The sequence below is a fragment of the Sphingobium sp. BYY-5 genome, from assembly GCF_022758885.1.
Classification (GTDB): Bacteria; Pseudomonadota; Alphaproteobacteria; order Sphingomonadales; family Sphingomonadaceae; genus Sphingobium.
The window spans coordinates 2,526,550-2,546,630 of the sequence record NZ_JALEBH010000001.1 but is presented as its reverse complement, the minus strand read 5'-3'; the positions used below and the strand labels follow the sequence as shown (position 1 = coordinate 2,546,630).

The following is a 20,081-nucleotide window of genomic DNA, read 5'->3' as shown; positions in this document are numbered from 1 at the left end:
TTGTTCCAATATATGGGTGCAGCCATGACCGAGAAGTCGAATGTGGAATTTTCCGAGCGCGAGGCGCTGTTCTTCCACTCGACCGGCCGACCCGGCAAGATCGAGATCATCGCGTCCAAACCGATGGCGACGCAGCGCGACCTGAGCCTTGCCTATTCGCCGGGCGTCGCCGTCCCGGTCCGCGCCATCGCCGCCGATCCGGCGACGGCCTATGACTATACCGCCAAGGGCAATCTGGTCGCGGTGATCTCCAACGGCACGGCGATCCTGGGCCTGGGCAATCTCGGCGCGCTCGCTTCGAAGCCGGTGATGGAAGGCAAGGCGGTGCTGTTCAAGCGCTTCGCCGACGTCGATTCCATCGACATCGAATTGAAGACCGAGGATGTCGACCGTTTCATCGATGCGGTCGAGCTGATGGAGCCGACCTTCGGCGGCATCAACCTTGAGGATATCAAGGCGCCCGAATGCTTCATCATCGAACAGACGCTGAAAGAGCGGATGAACATCCCGGTCTTTCATGACGACCAGCATGGCACCGCGATCATCGCGGCGGCGGGCGTCATCAATGCCGCGCTCCTCACCGGGCGCGACATGAAGGACATGAAGGTGGTGGTGAACGGGGCGGGGGCCGCCTCCATCTCCTGCACCGAACTCATCAAGGCACTGGGTGTGCCCCAGGACAATGTCATCATGTGCGACAGCAAGGGCGTGATCTACCAGGGCCGCACCGAGGGCATGAACCAGTGGAAGTCGGCCCATGCGGTGAAGACCGACGCGCGGACGCTCGCTGAAGCGGTCAAGGGCGCCGACGTGTTCCTGGGCCTTTCCGTCGCTGGCGCCATGTCGCAGGACATGGTGAAGTCGATGGCGGCCAAGCCGATCATCTTCGCCATGGCCAATCCCGATCCGGAAATCCTGCCGCCCGACGCCAAGGCCGTGCGTTCCGACGTGATCGTTGCGACCGGCCGGTCGGACTTCCCGAATCAGGTCAATAATGTGCTGGGCTTCCCCTTCATCTTCCGCGGCGCGCTGGACGTGCGGGCGACGGGCATCAACGAGGCGATGAAGCTGGCGGCGGCCAAGGCGATCGCCGACCTTGCGCGTGAACGGGTGCCTGAGGAAGTGGCCAAGGCCTATGGCCGCTCGCACAGCTTTGGCCCCGACTATATCATTCCCGCGCCCTTCGATCCGCGCCTGATGGAAGTGGTGCCGGCCGCCGTGGCGGAGGCGGCGATGGCAACCGGCGTGGCGCAAAAGCCGATCGAGGACATGGTTGCCTATCGCCAGTCGCTCAAGGCACGGCTCAACCCGACGACTTCGGTGCTGACCACCGCCTATGAGATGGCCAAGGCCGATCCCAAGCGCGTGGTCTTCGCCGAGGCGGAGGAAGAAGTCGTGCTGCGTGCGGCCATTCAGTTCCGCGAGCTGGGCTATGGTATCCCCGTACTGGTCGGCCGCGGCCATGTGCTGGACAAGCTCAAGGAATTGGGCGTGCGCGATCCCGAAAGCTTCGAACTGCACAACAGCGTCAATTCGCCGCTGGTGCCGGAGATGGTCGACCTGCTCTACAAGCGGTTGCAACGCCGTGGCTATCTGCGCCGCGACTGCGAGCGTATGGTCAATCGCGATCGCAACATCTTTGGCACCCTGCTGGTCAAGATGGGTGTCGCCGACGCGATGATAACCGGCGTGACGCGCCCCTATGCGCAGACGCTGCGCGAGGTGAAGCGGGTGATGGACCCGGCGGCGGGCCGCACCCCTTTCGGCATCCATGTCACGGTGGCGAAGGACAAGACGGTGTTCCTGGCCGACACCACGGTGCACGAACGTCCTTCGGCCGCCGAACTGGCCGATATTGCCGAAGGGACGGTGGCCGTCGCGCGGCGCATGGGTCATGATCCGCGCGTCGCCTTCCTTTCCTATTCCAATTTCGGCAATCCGCCCGGCGCGTTCCTCGACAATGTGCGCGATGCGGTGAAGGTGCTGGACGAACGGGGCGTTGATTTCGAATATGAAGGCGAAATGACCCCCGACGCGGCGCTCAACCCGGCCGTCATGAAGAATTATCCGTTCAGCCGCCTGTCCGGACCCGCCAATGTGCTGGTCATGCCGGGGCTGCAATCGGCCAATATCTCGGCCAAGCTGTTGCGCGAACTGGGCGGCACGTCGATGATCGGGCCGGTGCTGGTGGGCATGGAAAAATCGGTGCAGATCGCCACCATGTCTTCCAATGCGTCGGAACTGTTGACCCTGGCGGTGCTGGCCGCGGGCGGGATAGCGCTCTGATTCCCGATCCGCTGACCGATCGGTAAGCATTGCTTGTCGGTCGATCATGCTTTTTCACTTGCAACGCTCCGGCCTCAAGCGACAGGGAAGGATGATGATCCGCCAAGGGAGCGACCAGGGCATGAGCGTGACCACCAGTTTCGACAGTGCGACCTTCCGCCGCGTGCTGGGTCACTATCCGACTGGTGTCTGCGTCGTCACCGCGGCGGAGCCGGACGGCGCGCCGGTCGGCATGGTGGTGGGATCCTTCACCTCCGTTTCGCTGGACCCGCCCCTGGTCGCCTTTTTTCCGGCGCGCAGTTCCGGTAGCTGGCCACGCATCGAAAAGGTCGGCAAATTCTGCGTCAATGTCCTTGCCAGCGACCAGAAGCCGCTCTGCCGTCAGATTGCGGGGCCTGGACCGGATAAATTCGCGGGCATCGCCCATCGCGTTTCCGCCAATGGCTCACCGATCCTGGACGATGTCGTCGCCTGGATCGATTGCAGGCTGGATGCCGTGCATGAGGCCGGCGACCATTATATCGTGCTTGGCCGGGTGGTGGCGCTGGAAGTGGAGCGGCCCGAACGGCCACTGCTCTTCTTCCAGGGCAATTATGGCGAATTTTCCCTGTTGGAATGAAGGACAGGCAGCGCGTGGCGGGGTAAAGGCGAGCAGCCGCCTTTCCAATATGTGACCGGTCAGACATAGCGGAGACATATTACCGCTCCTTAACGCAAATTGCCTATGTCGGGCCTGATGTCCCCTGACCGGATCCTTGCATGACCGCGCTGCTCATCACTGTCGACACGGAACTGTCCTCCTCGCTGTACCAGCGGGGCGTCAGTCTTGAGGAAAATGTCCGCCGGTCGATCTGGGCGGAGGCGCAGGGGCAGGCCGTCGGCATCGGCTGGCAGATGGACCGGCTCGATCATCATGGACTCAAAGGCGTCTTCTTTCTCGATCCCATGCCGGCGCTGGTGCATGGCGCGGAATATCTGACGCCCATCGTCGGCGAGATCGTCCGGCGCGGGCATGAAGTGCAGTTGCACATCCACACCGAATGGCTCGCCTGGACGCGGCAATCGCCCGTCGGCGGACGGCAGGGCCGCAATATCGGCGACTTTGCGCTGACGGACCAGATCATCTTGCTGGACCTGGCGAGGCGGCTGCTGGAGCAGGCAGGTGCGCCTGTAATCACGGCGTTTCGGGCCGGCAATTTCGGCGCCAATGACGATACGCTCCGGGCGCTTGCGGCCATTGGCATCCTTTGGGACAGTAGCGTCAACCCCGCCTATCTCGGTCGAGACTGCCGCATATCGGCTGACCGTCAGCAGATTGGCGCGGCGCGCCTGGAGGGGGTGATCGAACTGCCCGTGTCGGGCATTGCCGATCGGCCGGGCGGTTTTCGCCCGGCGCAGGTTTGCGCCATGTCGGCGGCGGAAATGCGCGCTGCCATGCACCATGCTGCGTACGAAGGGCAGGATGCCTTTGTCGTCGTGACCCATAGTTTCGAAATGCTCTCACGCGATCGTCAACGCCCCAACGGGTTGGTCAAGGCGCGCTTCGAAGCCCTGTGCCGGGCGGCGGCCGGCATGGCGAACCTGCATGGCGCCGGCTTCTATGATCTGTCGCCAGCGATTGCCGATGCGCCGGTCCATGGCCTGACCCGCGTGCCGCCCAGCCGTCTTCGCACCGGCCTGCGCCTGGTGCAGCAGGCCTGGGCGACATGGCGTTACGAGCATCGGCTGATTCCCGCGTGACGCATCATCCCATTGCTCTGGTCATCGGCCTGGAAAATGCGATCGGCCTGACGATCGTTCGGGAACTGGGCGAACATGGCGTTCCCGTGCATGGGGTCGCACGCGATCCCATGGCCATCGCGGCGGCGTCGCGTCATTGCACGGCGGTGATCCGACGGCCCGACGGTCCTGCCTCCGCCTGGCTGCCTGATCTGATTGCACGCACCGGCGCTAAGGCCGTCTTCGCCATTTCGGAAAGCGACCTGCTCGATTTGGGCGCGCTGCCGTCGCGCATCGGCGATTGCCACCTGCTCGTCCCCCGGCCCGATCGGTTGGAACGGGTCATCGACAAGCGGCGGACGCTCGCCATTGCCGAGCAGGCGGGGCTGCGCGTGCCCCAGACCTGGCAGCCGCAGGCGGGCGAGGATTTTGCCGCACGGATTGCCGACATGCGCTTTCCGCTGGTGGCGAAATGGGCGAATCCGCCGGAAATCATGCCGATTCTGGCCGATGCCGGACTGGAATGGCTGAAGACCGAATATGCCCGTACGCCCGATCAACTCATGGCGCTGCTGGACCGTTATGCACCGGTCGGTCGATGGCCGCTGATCCAGCAATATTGCCGTGGGGTTGGCCTGGGCCAGATGCTCTACATGGAGGACGGACGCGCGACCTTGCGTTTCCAGCATCGCCGCCTGCACGAATGGCCGCCGGAAGGCGGCGTATCCACCCTCTGCCGGGCCGAGCCGATGGACGCCCATGCGGCGCAAATGGCGCTGTCCGAGCGATTGCTGCGCGCGCTCGATTGGGATGGGCAGGCGATGGTCGAATATCGTTATGACGTCGCGACCGGCGACTATTGGCTGATGGAGGTCAATGGCCGCTATTGGGGCAGCCTGCCGCTCGCCCGGCATTGCGGCGCGCATTTCGCCTGGGAAGCCTATCGGCGCAGGGTGTTGGGGCAGGGCAGTCCCGCTCCCGCGCCGCGCGACGACCTGCGCGCCTGCTATATGGTGCCGGAAACCAAGCGGATGGTCCGGCTGCTGTGGACGCCCGGCCGCATCAGCGACCCCTTTTTCCGCAGGCGTCCGGTTGCCGATCTTTTCGGTTATCTGATCGCCTTCATCGATCTGCGCACCCGCTATTATGTTTTCAGCCTGACCGATCCACGGCCCTGGCTGCGGGATATGGCGCAGATGGTCAGGAAAGCCGTGCGCCGGGGAAGGCGATGACCAGCCGGCCGATCGCCCGCTCGATCCGTCGCAGGCATTGCGTCATATAGCGATCATCAAGGCCATAGGGGTCGTGCAGATGGGGCAGCAGGGGACGTGTCCAGCGGCCCAGCAGCATCCGTGGCAGGCGCGCCAGCTGTGGATCGGTGGCGAGGCGATGCAATTGCCGCACCTCCATCACCAGCAGCAGATCCCCTTCCTCCGGCATATAATCCGCCACGTCGATAGCGCGATGCGCCAACAGATCATGCCCCAGCATTTGGGCCGCCGCGATGGCGGGCGGATGGGCCGGGCGTCCCGTGGTGGTCGACAGGCCAAAGGAGGTGGTTCGTAAGCCCGCACGCTGCGCCGCGACATCAGCAAAGGCGCTGCGGCAGATATTGCCCTGGCAAACGAACACCAGCCGCTTCACCTGCGCCGGGGTGGGTACGCGACTGGCGGACAGGCCGATAAAAAACTGGGGATAGGATAAGGCGAGACGTCCCAGTCCCCGCAATGTGCCGAAATACCGCCTGATCATGGCAGCGGGGTAAAAAGGTCTGGCTTAGGCACCATCGCTAGATAGCAGCATGATCCGGCCGATCAACCGGCGCTTGCATGAAAGGCATCGGTCAGAGTCTGTTTGAGAATGCGCGGAAGAGCGCATTTTTGAGGCGGCACCGGCCCTCTCCTCCACCCGGCCACCCATATGATACTGCCGTTGGGTGGCCGGGTGGGGGAGAGGGCCGGTGCGGCAATGCGCCGATAGGCGCATTTTCAAACAGCGGCCTGAATCAAAACGCCCGGTCTCTGACGAGGCCGGGCGTTCCTGGATTCAACTGCCGTTCGGGCCGCCGCTGCCGGGGCCGCTGCCCCCGCCACCCATGCCGCCGGCGCCGACCGCGCCGATATTGCCGAAAATCTCGTCGAACAGGCTGCGATGGCGGCCCAGGGTCGGGGTCTTGTCCCCGGAAGGCGAGATATGAGCGACCTGTTCCAGCCCCATGCGGTCGACCGCCACGACATTGCCTGCGGGATCGAAGCGGACGCGCAGCACGGTCTGGTCCACCGGCTTGGGATTGGAGAAAGCGAGCGAGCGCATGCTGCGCGAGACATAATACCAGTCCTGTTGGCCGAACTGCGAGGCAAAGCTGGGGCGGCCCAGCGTCCCTTCCACCGACGCGCGATTGTCGATGCCGGGCTGGACCGAATCCACCAGCAGTTTGTCGACCTGATAACCCTGATGCGTGCGGATGCGGGTGCAGGCTGATGTGCCCAGCAGCAGCGCGCTGAGGCCGACGGCGATCAAGACGCGCCCGCGGCGGGTGTGGCGGCTGAACTGAGGCATGAACGTCTCCTGCGGGGGCGTAACCCGCGAACCCAACAAAACTGATGCCGCCATTGCATTGGGCGACGCTGCGATCAATATGGAAATGCGCAAGCCCCGGCAAGGGGCGAAGGCGCACCGGTCGGCGCGCGCCACCGGTCGATCCGTCATGAAAAGCCGTTTTGTCCATGCCCACCACCCCTTCCTTCCTTCAGCGCTTCTTCGGCCGCACCGATCCCAGGGAGGGACTGCGGCCGCTTTATCATGCCGTGGTCGGCGAAGGACGGCAGCCGCACTGGTATCTGGAGGGCGCGGTGCCCGACACGCTGGACGGTCGCTTTGACATGATCGTCGCCATATTGGCGCAGGTGTTGATCCGGCTGGAACAGCAGGGCGCGACGCAGGAAAGCGTGTGGCTGACCGAATTGTTCGTCGACGATATGGACGGGCAGTTGCGGCAGGAGGGCGTGGGCGACGTGGTGGTCGGCAAGCATATCGGCCGGATGATGAGCGCATTGGGCGGGCGGATCAGCGCCTATCGCGAGGCGTTGACGGACGGTGCGGATTTTGGTGAGGCGCTGCGCCGCAACCTTTATCGCGGCGGGCCGATTGCTGATGCGGCGGTCGCCCATGTCGAAGGCAAGCTGCGCGAGCGCTGGATGCGGCTAGGCTGCCTGACGCATGAGGCCCTGCTGGCAGGAGATCTTGGATAATGACGACGCCCGAATTTTCCCGTCCGGTCAAGGTAGACCAGATCAAGCGGCTGACCGGCGAAACCCATATCGAGGCCGATGTGGCCGAGCGGGCGGCGCTGGCGCAGCGATTCGGCCTTTCCGTGCTGGATCGGCTGGATGCGGATTATAGCCTCACCGAGGAAAATGGCGCGATCATGGCGCGCGGGCGGGTGCGCGCGGCGCTGGCCCAGCCCTGCGTCGCGACCGGGGTGCCGGTGCCTGAGGTGATCGACAGCGATTTCGTGCTGCGTTTCATCATGGAAGGCGACGCGGTGCCTGAGGGCGAGGAACTGGAGCTGGACGCCGAAGATTGCGATACGATCGGCTATGATGGGCAGGTCGTCGATATGGGCGAGGCGGTGGCCGAGACGATGGCGCTGGCGATGACGCCCTATCCCCGCTCGCCGCAGGCCGACTCCTATCTGAAGGATGCCGGCGTGCTGAACGAGGAGCAGGCCAGTCCCTTCGCCGCGTTGCTGGCGCTCAAGGACAAGGATAAGGCCTGAAGCCCTCGCTCGTCCTGGCTTCGTTTCCCTTTCGTTCCGCATTATGGCATAGCAAGGTGCCATGGACTCGCCGCTGCGCAAGATCATCCATATCGACATGGACGCCTTCTATGCGTCGGTGGAGCAACGCGACGATCCCGGCTTGCGCGGCCGGCCGATTGCGGTGGGCGGCGGCGGCCCGCGCGGCGTGGTGGCGACATGCAGCTATGAGGCGCGCAAATTCGGTGTCCGATCCGCCATGCCGGGCGCGCGGGCGCGGCGTCTCTGCCCCGACCTGATCTTCGTGAAGCCCCGGTTCGAAGTCTATCGCGCTGTATCTGGCCAGGTGCGCGCGATCTTCAGCCACTTTACCGACATCATCCAGCCCCTGTCCCTTGACGAGGCGTATCTGGACGTGACGGTGAACAAGCCGGGCATCGCATCGGCGACCGAGGTGGCGCAGGAAATCAGGCGGATGATTCGCGAGGAAACCGGCCTCACCGCTTCGGCCGGTGTTTCCTACAACAAGCTGATCGCCAAGCTGGCGTCGGACCAGAACAAGCCTGACGGCATTTGCGTGGTGCGGCCTGGCGAGGGCGGTGCGTTCATCGCCGCCATGCCGGTGCGGCGCATCCATGGCGTGGGGCCGGTGACGGCGCGGCGGATGCAGGAACTGGGGATCGAGACGGGGGCGGACCTGCGCGCGCGCGATCTGCCCTTCCTGCAGGCCCATTTCGGCAGCGCGGCCGAATTCTACTATCGGGCGGCGCGGGGTGAGGACAGCCGGCCGGTGCATGAACGGCAGGAGCGCAAGTCGGTGAGCGTGGAAGACACTTTCTTCGACGACCTGGTCGAGGCGGAAGCGTTGGTGGCGGAACTGGACCGGATCGCCGTCAATCTCTGGACCCGAATCGAAAAGGCGCAGGCCTGGGGCCGGACGGTGGTGTTGAAGATCAAGTTCGCCGACTTCCGCATCATCACGCGCTCGCGCAGCTTCTCCGCACCTGTCCGTTCGCCGGATCTGTTGGCGCAGGCGGGACGGGAATTGCTGCTGGCCCAGTTACCGCTGCGCATGGGTGCGCGGCTGCTGGGGCTGGGCGTGCATAATCTGGAATCGGAGGAGGAAGACGGACAGGACGGGCAACTCGCCCTGTCGCTGTAGCCGTCGTCAGAAGGGCAGCCAGTTCCGTTTCTCGGTGAACTTCATGTAGCCGGCATTGACGCCCAGCCGATAGCCGACGCCCAGACGGATCGGGATCAGCACCACATTGCCCCAGCGCAGATAGCTGGCGGTGAAGCCGCCCACCAGATAGGCGGTGCCCTCCGCCGCGGGGAAGCGATGGTAGAGATCCTGCGTGTCATAGAGATTATAGACCAGGACGAAGGTGTTGGACGCATTGCCGCCGACATCGAAGCCGATCGACGGACCGGTCCAATAGACTTCGCGCTTGCCCTCAATCTTGTGGTTGAGTGTGCCCGATCCATAGCGCAAGCCGACGACGAAGGCGCCTGACGCCTCGCGGCCGGAGATATAGGCGTTGGGGCGGCCCTGGTCCTTCAAGATCTTCTCGATGATGCCTGCCAGCCCTTCGGCGCCCTTGCCGAACACGCCCTCGGCCGCGCCGATCAGGTCGTCCTGCTGATAGGAATCGCCAGGGGCCATGGCGGCAGGCGGGGAAGCGGATGTGACCGGTGCGCCGCTGGCCGTCGTACCGCTCGATGAGGGTTCGGCACCACTCGGCGGTGGGCTGTAGGTGGTACCGCTTTCGCGATTGACGCTGGCATCGACGCCCGGATCGGTCGGCGCGCTGTTCGCGGGCGGCGGCGGCGCCAGATCGGCGTCGATCGCGGTATTGGGATCGACCGTGCGGACCTGCGCCAAGGTGGCGACCGGGGTCAGCGCCATGCCCGCCAGCGCAGCGGCCAGTGCCGCTGCGCGTGCGATGCGGACGCTCATGCGTCCATTGATGCTGACCATGCCTGATACTCCCCGGAAAACCGCTCTTGAAACCATATTCCAGATTATCGGCTGTAAAGCTGAGCCGACAATGAACGAACGGCGACCTGAGTCGATTCTGCGCCAGACCGAATCCAATGATTGCGACGGGGTGCAAAAATCCCCGCACAGGACCGTTGCCATGCCGCAAAGCCCTCGCTATAGCCCCACCCCTAGCCACTGCCCTCCTCCCTGGTGGGCAAATTCGTGCGGAGACGTGGGTGAGTGGCTGAAACCAGCGGTTTGCTAAACCGTCGTAGCCTGAATGGGCTACCGAGGGTTCGAATCCCTCCGTCTCCGCCACCACCTTTTCTTGATTGATCCTGCATCGTCTCAAAAGGCGCAGAAATGCGTTATTTGTTGCGCGTCTGCGATCTCCCTGTATCTCATATGTTCTCGTGAAAGCTTGAACGATTCGGGGGCACTGTGGGGGCATCAATTTGCAGTTATGGGGGCACCGGATGCTGACCGACCTGCAATGCCGCAAGGCCAAAGCAGGGGAGAAGGACTACAAGCTCTCCGATGCTCACGGTCTCTACCTGTTCGTTACCAGGACCGGCTTTCGTTCCTGGCGCTGGAAGTACCGCTTTGCCGGCAAGGAAAAGCGGCTGGTGCTGGGCAGCTATCCCGACATGAACCTGAGCGCCGCCCGCGAAGCGCGGGAGAATGGCGCGCGCCTGCTCAGGAGCGGTATCGATCCGGCGCTGCAGGCCAAGCAGCTGGCTGCGATACGGCTGGAGGAAGCGGAAGCGACCTTCGAGGCGGTTGCCCGCGAATGGCACGGCCAGCAGCTGGGCGGCTGGGTGCCGCGCCATGCGGCCGATGTGATCAAAAGCCTGGAGCAGGATGTGTTCCCGAAGATCGGCGCCCTGCCGATCAAGGGCATTACCTCGCCCATGGTGCTGGAGGTGATTCGGGCGATCGAGGACCGGCCTTCCATCGAAACGGCAAGAAGGGTGCGGCAGAGGATCTCGGCCGTTTATGCCTATGCCATTGCATCCGGCCTTGCCGATGCCGATCCGGCAGCCCCGATCAGGGCTGCGCTGAAGCCGCTGATCAAGGGACGGCAGCCCGCACTCGCCACGCTGGAGGAAGCCCGCGCGCTGCTGCGGCAGGTGGAGGCCGCACCCGCCCATCCTATGACCAAGCTCGCGTCCCGCATGCTGGCGCTCACTGCTTTGCGGCAAGGCGTCCTGCGAACGACAATGTGGTCGGAGCTGGAAGGGCTGGACCCGGACGAACCGGTCTGGCGGATTCCTGCCACGCGGATGAAGCTGAAGCTCGACCGCAAGATCGACCCACGTTTCGATTTCATGCTGCCGCTCTCCCGTCAGGCCACGGAGGTGCTGGACGCTGCGCGGGCCTTTGCACCCCACAGCCGCCTTGTCTTTCCCAGCCAGCGCCATGCACACAAGCCGATCAGCGAGAATGCGGTCGGCTATCTCTACAATCGACTGGTATCCCATGGGCGACATGTGCCGCATGGCTGGCGCTCGACCTTCTCCACCATCATGAACGAACGGGCACAGGCGCAGGGGCTGGCAGGAGACAGGGCGATCATCGACCTGATGCTGGCGCACATTCCCGAGGGTGTGGAAGCGAGCTACAACCGGGCTGCCTATATGCCGCGACGGCGCGAGATCGTGCAGGAGTGGGCGGACCTGTTGATGAAGGATATGCCGCCGGCCATGGCGCTGCTGGAAGGTCCACGCCGCTAAGGGGCAGTTGGGCTGAAGGAGGCGCCGCATGAGCGCGCGCTCCCTTTTCGAGATCGCCACGGGTATCGAGCACAAGGCGCGGCGGACCTTTCAGCCCGTTCGCCGCAACAGCTATCATGCCGGCGCGCGCGAGGGCCGCTTCTGGCGGCCGGTGAACCCAAAGGACAAATGGGCACATATCCGGGCGGCCGAGGCCTATGATCGCCAGCGCAAACAGGCAGGCAAGCGCAATGGGCCACTTGGTCATATCGCGCTGGAACTGCTGCGCGAGCTTTACCGCATCGTCGACTACAAGACCGGCAGGCTCGAGCCCTCGATCGATTATCTGATGCGGCAGCTGCGCCGATCCCGGGCCGCGATCGTCCAGGCCATGGCCCGACTGAGAGAGCATGGCTTCCTGGAATGGATCCGCAGGACCGAGCCGACCGGCAATGAGGGCTTTGGACCACAGGTGCGCCAGATCACCAATGCCTATCGCTTCTGCCTCCCGGCAGCGGTGCGGCGGATCGTGGACCGGATTGTCGGCAAGGGGCCTGTCCCGGCGGATGATCTCCATCGCCGCGAGACCGCGGCGCGGGAAATGGAGGCCATGCTGGCATCGCTGCCGGCCGACCGGCGTATGCACGCGATGATCGACGACGAGACGCTTGCCGCAACCCTTGGCCGCATCGGGCTTTTGCTGGAAAGTAACGCGAGTTCACCGAGCAGCCAGAATCCTGGCATGGATATATAGAAGGAACGGCTTCGCCGTGCGCAGGTGAGTGGATCCGGTCTCATAAGCGATGGTCCCCGCATAGCTCTCCTCCGGTTGAGAGGCAGGACGCACCGCCCATGGCGGTGCGATTGCTCCCCAGCGGGCGCAAGCGGCTTTGGCGTGCCCCAAAGGCAACCATTTCCCCTGCCGATAGGGTGACGCGCCCAGGGCGCAGCGACCCCCTCCAGGTGCATCAAAATGCATCAGTGCATGGGAACGGAAAATTGCCCAGAAGCGCCCAGCCTGCGCTGCCCCAAAGCCCCTTCGGTCGGTGCATCAAAACCGACACGAAAAGCGCGCGGGCGAGGCGGGGGGAAAAGCGCGCTTCGAGGGGTGGCAGGTCCGCGGGCATCGGTCCGATGGGCGATTGCCGCTTCCCTGGCACGAGAGGCGATATGGGCGCTTTGCGGGGTGCCGTGTGGGCGCAGGGGCCATGCAGTGTTCCTGTGTGCCGCGGAATGTATCCCGCTCGATGGCGACGAACTTTCGACTGCACAATGGCGTGAGTAGCCCCTACCACAGCAAAGCGCCTTGCCATGGGCTCCTTGTCGAGTGGCCGAGCGCAGCGTGTGGATTGGTATCCATGCGCAAAATCAATCTACTGCTGTCGCCAACATTCCAGCCGTTCCAGCACTGAGCCCCCCTCCATTCATGTCGAAAGGTAGGTCTCGGATCGACAGGGTTTGGGACCTAGCCGACTGACGGCTTCCGAGCATTCGAGAGTGGAAAACAGACATTGAAGATGGATTCGCTCCACGGCCAAAGCCGCCTGATTACTTCCATTCGCGCCTAGAGAACGCCATCCCATTCGATGCCATTCTTTCGTGTGTTGATCCGTGGACAATGCAGGAACACGGCCTACAGTTGCCCTATGCGCATTTTTATCAGCTCACTCATTACTGGCTTCGAAAGCCAGCGGGCAGCCCAAAAGCGGCGGCTCGTTTAGATCGCTAATAGCTAAGATGGCCGGAGACAGTATGGGGGAAGCAAAGCGGAAGAGGGAGGCGGTGCTCAATGGCCCGTGTCCGTGCGGGTCGAACAGAGTGGCGCGAGAGTGTTGCTTTGATGGCCGCAACTGGCATCGGAAAGCCGCGCCCCTCGGCCTAAGGGAACTACCTGCATCCGCAGTCGTCGATCGTTGCTACATGCGCGAGCTCGGATCATGCGTTGCCCCGATCTCCGGAGAACATCTGATCTCACAGTCCGTTATGCAGGTGCTCCAAGGCAACGGTGAGATCTCGATCGCCGGCGTGCCCTGGCTGCCCCGGGGAGAGGTGCGATTCCTTGGCGCCAATGCGCTCCGTGCGAATTGTCTGTGTGCAAAGCACAATAGCGCGCTGAGCCCAATCGATGACGCTGCGAAGCATCTATTCCAGTCGCTCAAAACCTATCTGGAGGCGGATATCGGCGAACCTCGCCATTCGCTCGTGTCCGGCCACGACCTGGAGCGATGGGTTTTGAAGACGGCCAAGGCGCTGGCGGTGTCCGGAAACTTGGCGAGGGGAGAGGAGCGACTTTCTGGCGCCTTCGCTCAAGACGGTTCACTCATCGCAATGCTCGACGACCCGACTGCCTGGCCAGAAGGTGCGGGGCTTTACTGCATGATGAATGAGGGCGACCTCATGCTGAACCATTCGCGATTCCAGCTGGTCTCTTGGGTGGAGACGGTGGACGGCAGAGATGAGATCGTGGCGCTCGAGGTGAGTATCCTGGGCCTCATTTTTGTGTTGTTGCTCGAACCCCTTGATCCGGAGCGATATCCATTGCTGGCGGCAGCGAAATTTCGACCGGGGCGGATCGAGATCCAGTATCCCAGGTCGATCAGCTGGGTGACGATAAGCTGGGAGGATTCACGCCAGCATGGCACGTTAACTGTTCAGCATGTGAAGGAAGTGCCGGCAGAAGAAGCCGCCGCTCAGGGCATGTGAAGCTAGACGGCAACTGGGACTTAGCGGTCGTTCCCGCCCGGCGAGTTCAGCGGCAGGTTCATCGCCAAAACCCGACACCCAAGCCGTATGCAACGCTAGCCATCGGTTCGACCGAACGCGATCTGCGCGTCGTTGACCCGGTCCAGGGCCGCCTTGCGCGGATCAGTCTCGCCGATCACGTCGAACGTTCCATTGAGCGTGAAGAAGCAGTGCCCGTGGACATTAGCGGGCAGCGATCGCGTGAGCGTGTCGGCCTTGTCTGCATGGGCGAGCGGTAGGTCTCGGCACACCTCGACGCTCACCACCTCCATGCTCGCCTCCGCCTTGGCAGCAGCTGCCTGAGCGTCCTCATCGGCGTTGGCGCGCTGTGATCGCCCAGCCCGTCTTGGGGCAGTATCTGGTATATCGTGATCACCGCGGTTACGGGTGTAGCCGTAACCGCAACAGGGACGCTGACTTTATCGTCGCTGGCATCGCCCTAAACGGTGCAACTGGGCCGCGGCGCGGCCCGGTGATTGCAGGCCATAAGACGGCGGCGAGGGACCGCGGGCGCGGTCACAACGGAAGCCAGGACGGCAAGACCTATCGTTCCGGGGGCGATCGACCAGACGCAGCGCCGCCAGCCGCGCGGCCCGCGCCCACATCTTCATGCGCCTCTGTTCTGAGTTCAGAGCAGGCCGTACTGCCGGTCGACAGCTGAGCGCTTGTGCCGACGCTTGAAGCTCCAGGGCGGTTCGGGATCGCGAACCACCCAGAGCCCGCGCCGCGCCCTTCGCGCATCGTCCTGGGCTGCGAGATACTCGGCCTCGCGGTCGAACGCATAGCGCTCCACGACCCAGGCCCAGCCGTTGACGATCATTTCGAGTTCGATGTTGCGGCACACGGTTCGGGCGCGTCGAACCAGACCGCTCTCGAAAACGCCATCGTGGAAATAGGCTATCCGGCCAACCTCCATCTGCGCGGTGAGGTAGGCCATGCACAGCATACGCCTGTATGGATCGATCGGCATGCCGCCGGTCGATTCCTTGCCGACCGGCATCAGGCGCAGCGATTTGCCTGCAATGAGGCGTTGCAGGAAATCCCGGGATTGGGCGCCATGGAGTTGCGCCATTTCCGGCGCATCGATGAAGGCAAAACGGAAAGGCACACGCCGGACCCAGGTCTCACGGAGAGGATTCCAAACGTCCGCCAGGAAGCCATCGCCATCGCCATCGCCATCGAAGACCTGGAGGACAGAGGCTTCGAGGCAATCCTCAAGAATCGCCGCTTCGAGCTGTTCCGGAACTATGATCACGCGGCGCATGTCCCGATGGATTGAAATCAACTTGTCAAAGTGCGGGCGAGCGGAACTATAGTCGCAAGAAAACAACAATTGGTTTCCATCGCGTCATGACCGTTCCCATATCGTTCCGGGCGGCCTAGCATGGCTGATCCGCCCGGAATGGGCCTCAGGGGAACGGGAAGAGCGCGGAATTGACATGACTTCAGCGCCCGATCCCGATGAGAGCGAAGGCAATGTTTTGGTTGCCGCCTTGCGCGCGATTCCGGCCAGCGGTCACGGCAGTTTCGAGAATCTCGTGCGCGATCTCCTCTCCCGCGAGACCGGACAACGCTTTACGCTCGCCAAATCAGGGCCGCAGGGCGGCGTCGACGCGCGCAGCGCGGATGACGGATTCGCCACAGTGTTGGGCGTCGAAACCAAGCGCTACGGCCTGAAGACAAGGCTGCCGGCCGACGAGACGCGCAGCAAGCTCGATGATGCCGCCACGACCCACCCCGACCTCGAACTCTGGGTCCTGTGCGCAAGCCGCGAGATCAAGGAGCCCGACGCTTCGGACCTGCGCGCCAAGGGTCTCTCGCTCGGCGTCGAGGTGCTAATCCTCGACTGGCCGGACTCGGCCGAGCTCCTGCCCGCCATCGCGCTACTCTGCGCTCAGCACGAGGATCTGCTCGCCGCCTATGTGACCGTTACCGCGGACATCGGCGAACTTCTCCGCAACGCCCGCGCCCATGTGACCTATGCCGAGCAATGCGCCGCGCTTCATGCGGCGCTTCGTTTCCCGACCCTGGGCTATGCGAACGCCCGCGCAGCCGCCGCCGATTACTTGCGCGAGCATATGGCGAGCATGCCCGCGGCAGCCACAAGGATCGGGCGCTACGCCAACCTCACCGATCCCGCGATCATCCGGATCGATCGCCCCGAGCTGCGCAAGGCCGTGTCGACCTGGTGGGACGGCGCCATGCCCCGGCAACCGCTGGCGCTGCTCGGCGCAGAGGGCATGGGCAAGACCTGGGCCGCGCTCAGCTGGTGGCTCGACCGCGAACGCGCTGGCGCGCCGCTGCCCCTGACCCTGGTGGTGCCGGCCCGCTTCATCGCCTCGACCAGTCCCGACGCGGTGATCGGCGCAGCGCTCCACCAGATGTTCGGGGTGCGCGATCCGGCATGGTGGGCGCGGCGCGCAAGGCGCTGGTGCGCAGGGCAACAGACCACCCAGCTCATTCTGATCATCGACGGGCTCAACGAGCGGTTCGACAGGACCGACTGGGCCATGCTCGCCGCCGAACTGCGCCTCGCGCCGTGGGCCGGCGCGGTCGATCTGGTGCTGACAGACCGGACCGACCACTGGCGGCTGCTCGGCGGCGGCTTCCAGGCGACCGGCATCGCCTGCAGCGAAGTGCCTGTCGCTGGGTTCAGTGACCCCGAGCTCGACGAGATTCTCGGCCGCGCCGGGCTGGACAAGGCCAGGCTCGACCCCGCGCTGATCCCGTTGATGAAGGTGCCGCGGCTCTGCACGCTCGCACTGCGCCATTGGGAACGGTTGGCGGGCAGCGGCGACATGACGCCAGAGCGGCTGGTCTACGAGGATTTCCGGGACCGCATCTATCCCGGTCTCGACGATCGGGACATACGCAACCTCGTCGCCGCGATCGGCGGCACGGTCCGCACCGCGGGCGGCGGAGAGGACACGGTCCTGCGGCGCGAGATCGGCGCGGCGCTTGGCGAGGAAAGCGGGTCGCCCGGCGGCGACGCGACGGTCAGCGCGATCGTCAGCGGCGTCTGGTTCGCGCCGGTGCCTGGCGAGCCGCACCGGTTCCGCGTGAATCCGGACCTCGCGCCAATCGCCATGGGGCTGGCCCTGGCGCGCGCCGTGCAGACGCTCGACACCGCCGAAGCCGCCACCCAACGCATCGCGGCGTTCATCGACGATCTGCGCGGGCTTCAGCTTGGCGTGACCCTCACCGGCATCGCCGCCTCGTTCGCGACGATCTCGCCTGACTTCAGCCCCGCGGCCCGCAGCGTCCTTCTGGATACCTGGCTTGGCAGCGACAATTTCTACGGCGACGAGCTCAAACGCTACCAGCGCCTCATCGCCGAGGATCCGGACTATTTCCTGGAGCGGACTGAACAGGTCTGGCGCGACCGGGATCGGCTGCACGGCGATCACAATGTTCACCTCGCCGGCATCGTCAATGCCGCCGAAGCCTATCCGCCCGTTATGACCGCCTTGGCTGCGCGCGCGGCGATCTGGCTTAGCGAAGCCTGGGGTTGGCGCGATGTCGTCAACGGCGGCGATCCGCCCGAAGAGATCGCGCAGGCGGCCGTCGCGGCTCGGGTCGGGGCATGGAACGCGGCCAGTCAGGGCGCGCTGCCGCCGCTGATCCTCGTCGAACCTGACGAGGACTATCTGTGCGTGGCCGATACCTTGCTGTCCGCCCTCTCTTATCTGCCGCGCGCGCCGTTCGTCGAAGCGCTCGGAAACTACGCGGTGGTGACCGAGCTCACCCGCGAAATGCACGTCAGCATCGACCGGTTCGAATGGCTGCTGCGCGCCAACCGCGAGGATCCGGCCGCAGCCGAAACCGCCCTGATCGCGCAGGCACGCCATATCCGCGCGGTCGCCGATCCGCATGCCGATGCGGCCGCCGATCGGCTGCTCGACGCGCTCGCCTCGCGCGATCCGGAAGCCCGGCCACTGGCGCAGCGCGAAAATCGCCGGTTCGGGCGTCCGAGCAGCGTGACGCGCGATGCAGCCGGGCTCCTGACCTGGACCTATGCGCCCAAGGACCGCGAGCCCGGCTGGGGCGAGATCGCGCTGCGCCATACCACCGACCTGTTGGCGATGGCGACCGATCCCGCGGCCGACCTGGCGCCCGCTTCCATCGCCTTGCTCGAAGCCGCCGCGGCGGACATGATCGCGCGGGACCAGGACCGCTCGTTCGACATGCGGCCCGAACTGCGGGCAGTGCTGGCGCGCTGGGCGCCCGGACAGCTGCTGCGCTATCTCGCGCGCACCACCGATATCGATACTGGGCGCCACGATCTCACCCGCATTCTCGCCGGCCTGGGCGCCAGCTGGATCGCGCATGGGGAGGACGTTCGGATCGGGATCGACGCCATGTTCGCGGCCTCCCTGCGGCTTCCTGCCAACCGCGACGGCGCGCGCGACCCGACGATGAACGCGACCCTTGCGGTGCTGGCGATGACGACCATGAGCGACGCCGAGCAGTTCGCCGCGTTCCGGGCGATGCCCGACGGGCCGACCTGGCCCAAGAACCAGCTCGACCTCCTGAAGCCGTTTGCGCCCGAAGCCTTCAGGGCACTTGAGGACATCCTCGCGCCAGGCACCGATGTTGTCATACTCAAGCGGTGGCTTGCACTGCTGGGCCACGGTGACATCGCGGCCATGCCGCCCGGTTACCCGCCGGTCGCCGCGCTCATGCGCCACGACAATGCCGAGGTGCGCACCGCGGCCATGCAGGTCGCCTACCGTGCGCCCGACCGCGGGCTGTGCAACGCCCTGCGCGACAGCGCCTGGCGCGCCGCCGGCAAGGGCAGCGACGAAGCGGCCCATGGCAGCCTGGCCCTCGCCCGGGCCGATATCCCGTACGACGACGACCCGCTCGAGCGGATCATCCCGCTCGCGCTCGGCTATCTGGCGCGGGTCTGGCCTGACGAACCGCGCTATGCCCGGGCCTTCGCCGATCGTGTCGAAAAGCGGGTGCGCTCCGAACTCGATCCGCCGCGCTCCTCGCAGGGTATGAGCAATACGATCGACGACGGGCGCTCCTACGACCGGCTCGTGGCGGAGCAGGCGGACGAGGTCGAACAATGGCTCGCGCCGGCGATCGGCAACGGCCGGCTCGACCTTGGCCATATGCTGTTCGGCGCGCACAAGGCGGTGATCGACCTTGCCCGCGCCCTGCTACGCGCAGGACGACCGAGCGGGGCGGCGGTGTGGCGCGCCTTGATCGCCAGTATGAGCGAGACCAGCGTCAAGTCGGACGACCTGCGTCTGATGCCGTTCGATGTTCCCGGCAATGCGGTCACCGGTCCGCTGCGGCGCGAAGCGATGGAGGGCCTGGCGTTCGATCAGCTCCTGCTCGAGGCCGCCTCAGGCCTACGCCGGCTGGGCGATACCGCAGACCATCTGGCCATCATCGCCGAACTGCTGGAAGGGCCGACCTACGACTATGCCCGCGCACTCGTGCTGGCGGGCGAACTCGACCATGACGCCGAGGCCGACGCGCTGTGGAACGCGCGGCTGCTGCCCGCAGATTTGCCGCGCTGGCTGGCGGCGGTGCGCACCCGGGCGCATCGCCGTTATGAGCGCACGATCCAGGCCCGGCATTGGCTGACCGCCTTCATCGACAGTCCCGACCCGCTCGTCCAGTTTGCCGCGTTCGAACTGTTCGTACGCTGCGCGAGCCGCGGCTGCGCGCGCTGGGCAGGGCGGACGATGACAGCGGCGCGCCTGCGGATCGCCCCGCGCGCCTATGACCATTGGCGGATCAATGTTCCGGCGCTCAACGCGCTGCTCAAGGACGACGGCAAACAGGCCAAGGACGCGCTCGCCTACAGCCGCGTGCCCAAGCATGATCAGGCGCCCTGGCATTGACCGCCAGTTTTCCGGGCGTCGGACCC

17 protein-coding genes and 1 tRNA gene are annotated in these 20,081 nt (G+C 64.8%); 13 read left to right on the top strand and 5 right to left on the bottom strand.

The window, feature by feature from the left end; translation table 11 throughout:
* Nucleotides 1–24: 24 nt before the first annotated feature.
* From MOK15_RS12240 to MOK15_RS12225, 4 genes are all read left to right on the top strand, one after another.
* Entirely contained in the window at nucleotides 25–2,286 is a 2,262-nt protein-coding gene (locus MOK15_RS12240; protein ID WP_242931861.1) for an NADP-dependent malic enzyme, read from the top strand.
* A 121-nt stretch (nucleotides 2,287–2,407) separates the two neighbouring features.
* Nucleotides 2,408–2,905 (top strand): flavin reductase family protein, encoded by a 498-nt coding sequence (locus MOK15_RS12235; protein WP_242931860.1) that lies wholly within the window; start codon nucleotides 2,408–2,410, stop codon nucleotides 2,903–2,905.
* Between the two features lie 140 nt (nucleotides 2,906–3,045).
* Nucleotides 3,046–4,026 carry a hypothetical protein gene (locus tag MOK15_RS12230; RefSeq protein WP_242931859.1) on the top strand — a complete coding sequence of 327 codons (981 nt, stop codon included), beginning with the start codon at nucleotides 3,046–3,048 and terminating at the stop codon, nucleotides 4,024–4,026.
* A complete protein-coding gene (locus MOK15_RS12225; protein WP_242932737.1) occupies nucleotides 4,023–5,237 on the top strand; it encodes a carboxylate--amine ligase in 1,215 nt (404 codons plus the stop codon). Before MOK15_RS12230 ends, MOK15_RS12225 begins: the two co-directional genes overlap by 4 nt.
* Here MOK15_RS12225 and MOK15_RS12220 read toward each other — a convergent pair.
* Nucleotides 5,206–5,757 (bottom strand): phosphotyrosine protein phosphatase, encoded by a 552-nt coding sequence (locus MOK15_RS12220; RefSeq protein WP_242931858.1) that lies wholly within the window; start codon nucleotides 5,755–5,757, stop codon nucleotides 5,206–5,208. The two genes, MOK15_RS12225 and MOK15_RS12220, sit on opposite strands and share 32 nt — an antisense overlap.
* A gap of 294 nt (nucleotides 5,758–6,051) precedes the next feature.
* On the bottom strand, nucleotides 6,052–6,564 hold the full coding sequence (gene bamE / locus MOK15_RS12215) for an outer membrane protein assembly factor BamE (RefSeq protein WP_242931857.1): 513 nt from the start codon (nucleotides 6,562–6,564) through the stop codon (nucleotides 6,052–6,054).
* A gap of 167 nt (nucleotides 6,565–6,731) precedes the next feature.
* Between bamE and MOK15_RS12210 the strand changes: the two genes are divergently transcribed.
* The 3 genes from MOK15_RS12210 to dinB all read left to right on the top strand — a co-directional run bounded on the left by MOK15_RS12210 (nucleotide 6,732) and on the right by dinB (nucleotide 8,924).
* Nucleotides 6,732–7,256 (top strand): ubiquinol-cytochrome C chaperone family protein, encoded by a 525-nt coding sequence (locus tag MOK15_RS12210; protein WP_242931856.1) that lies wholly within the window; start codon nucleotides 6,732–6,734, stop codon nucleotides 7,254–7,256.
* Entirely contained in the window at nucleotides 7,256–7,783 is a 528-nt protein-coding gene (locus MOK15_RS12205; protein ID WP_242931855.1) for a DUF177 domain-containing protein, read from the top strand. The genes MOK15_RS12210 and MOK15_RS12205 overlap by 1 nt, the downstream gene beginning before the upstream one ends.
* A gap of 61 nt (nucleotides 7,784–7,844) precedes the next feature.
* Nucleotides 7,845–8,924 carry a DNA polymerase IV gene (dinB, locus tag MOK15_RS12200; protein WP_242931854.1) on the top strand — a complete coding sequence of 360 codons (1,080 nt, stop codon included), beginning with the start codon at nucleotides 7,845–7,847 and terminating at the stop codon, nucleotides 8,922–8,924.
* 6 nt (nucleotides 8,925–8,930) lie between these two features.
* Here dinB and MOK15_RS12195 read toward each other — a convergent pair whose 3' ends face one another.
* Nucleotides 8,931–9,740, bottom strand: a complete 810-nt coding sequence (locus MOK15_RS12195) for an EipA family protein (protein ID WP_242931853.1) — start codon at nucleotides 9,738–9,740, stop codon at nucleotides 8,931–8,933.
* A gap of 229 nt (nucleotides 9,741–9,969) precedes the next feature.
* On the opposite strand from MOK15_RS12195, the gene MOK15_RS12190 reads away from it, so the two are divergent.
* The 4 genes from MOK15_RS12190 to MOK15_RS12175 all read left to right on the top strand — a co-directional run bounded on the left by MOK15_RS12190 (nucleotide 9,970) and on the right by MOK15_RS12175 (nucleotide 14,158).
* Nucleotides 9,970–10,061: transfer RNA gene (locus tag MOK15_RS12190), tRNA-Ser, on the top strand.
* Nucleotides 10,062–10,219: 158 nt separating this feature from the next.
* Nucleotides 10,220–11,476, top strand: coding sequence for an integrase arm-type DNA-binding domain-containing protein (locus tag MOK15_RS12185; protein WP_242931852.1), 1,257 nt, complete (start codon nucleotides 10,220–10,222; stop codon nucleotides 11,474–11,476).
* 28 nt (nucleotides 11,477–11,504) lie between these two features.
* Complete coding sequence (locus MOK15_RS12180; RefSeq protein ID WP_242931851.1) at nucleotides 11,505–12,209, top strand: replication protein A; 705 nt, start codon at nucleotides 11,505–11,507, stop codon at nucleotides 12,207–12,209.
* A gap of 1,166 nt (nucleotides 12,210–13,375) precedes the next feature.
* Complete coding sequence (locus MOK15_RS12175) at nucleotides 13,376–14,158, top strand: hypothetical protein (protein WP_242931850.1); 783 nt, start codon at nucleotides 13,376–13,378, stop codon at nucleotides 14,156–14,158.
* 95 nt (nucleotides 14,159–14,253) lie between these two features.
* On the opposite strand, the gene MOK15_RS12170 is transcribed toward MOK15_RS12175, so the two are convergent.
* Together MOK15_RS12170 and MOK15_RS12165 are read right to left on the bottom strand one after the other, a co-directional pair.
* On the bottom strand, nucleotides 14,254–14,469 hold the full coding sequence (locus tag MOK15_RS12170; protein WP_242931849.1) for a hypothetical protein: 216 nt from the start codon (nucleotides 14,467–14,469) through the stop codon (nucleotides 14,254–14,256).
* Nucleotides 14,470–14,825: 356 nt separating this feature from the next.
* Nucleotides 14,826–15,269 carry a thermonuclease family protein gene (locus MOK15_RS12165; protein ID WP_242931848.1) on the bottom strand — a complete coding sequence of 148 codons (444 nt, stop codon included), beginning with the start codon at nucleotides 15,267–15,269 and terminating at the stop codon, nucleotides 14,826–14,828.
* Here MOK15_RS12165 and MOK15_RS12160 point away from each other — a divergent pair.
* Both MOK15_RS12160 and MOK15_RS12155 read left to right on the top strand, forming a co-directional pair.
* Entirely contained in the window at nucleotides 15,255–15,476 is a 222-nt protein-coding gene (locus MOK15_RS12160; protein WP_242931847.1) for a hypothetical protein, read from the top strand. The two genes, MOK15_RS12165 and MOK15_RS12160, sit on opposite strands and share 15 nt — an antisense overlap.
* A gap of 160 nt (nucleotides 15,477–15,636) precedes the next feature.
* Nucleotides 15,637–20,055 carry a hypothetical protein gene (locus MOK15_RS12155; RefSeq protein ID WP_242931846.1) on the top strand — a complete coding sequence of 1,473 codons (4,419 nt, stop codon included), beginning with the start codon at nucleotides 15,637–15,639 and terminating at the stop codon, nucleotides 20,053–20,055.
* The last annotated feature ends 26 nt before the right edge of the window (nucleotides 20,056–20,081 follow it).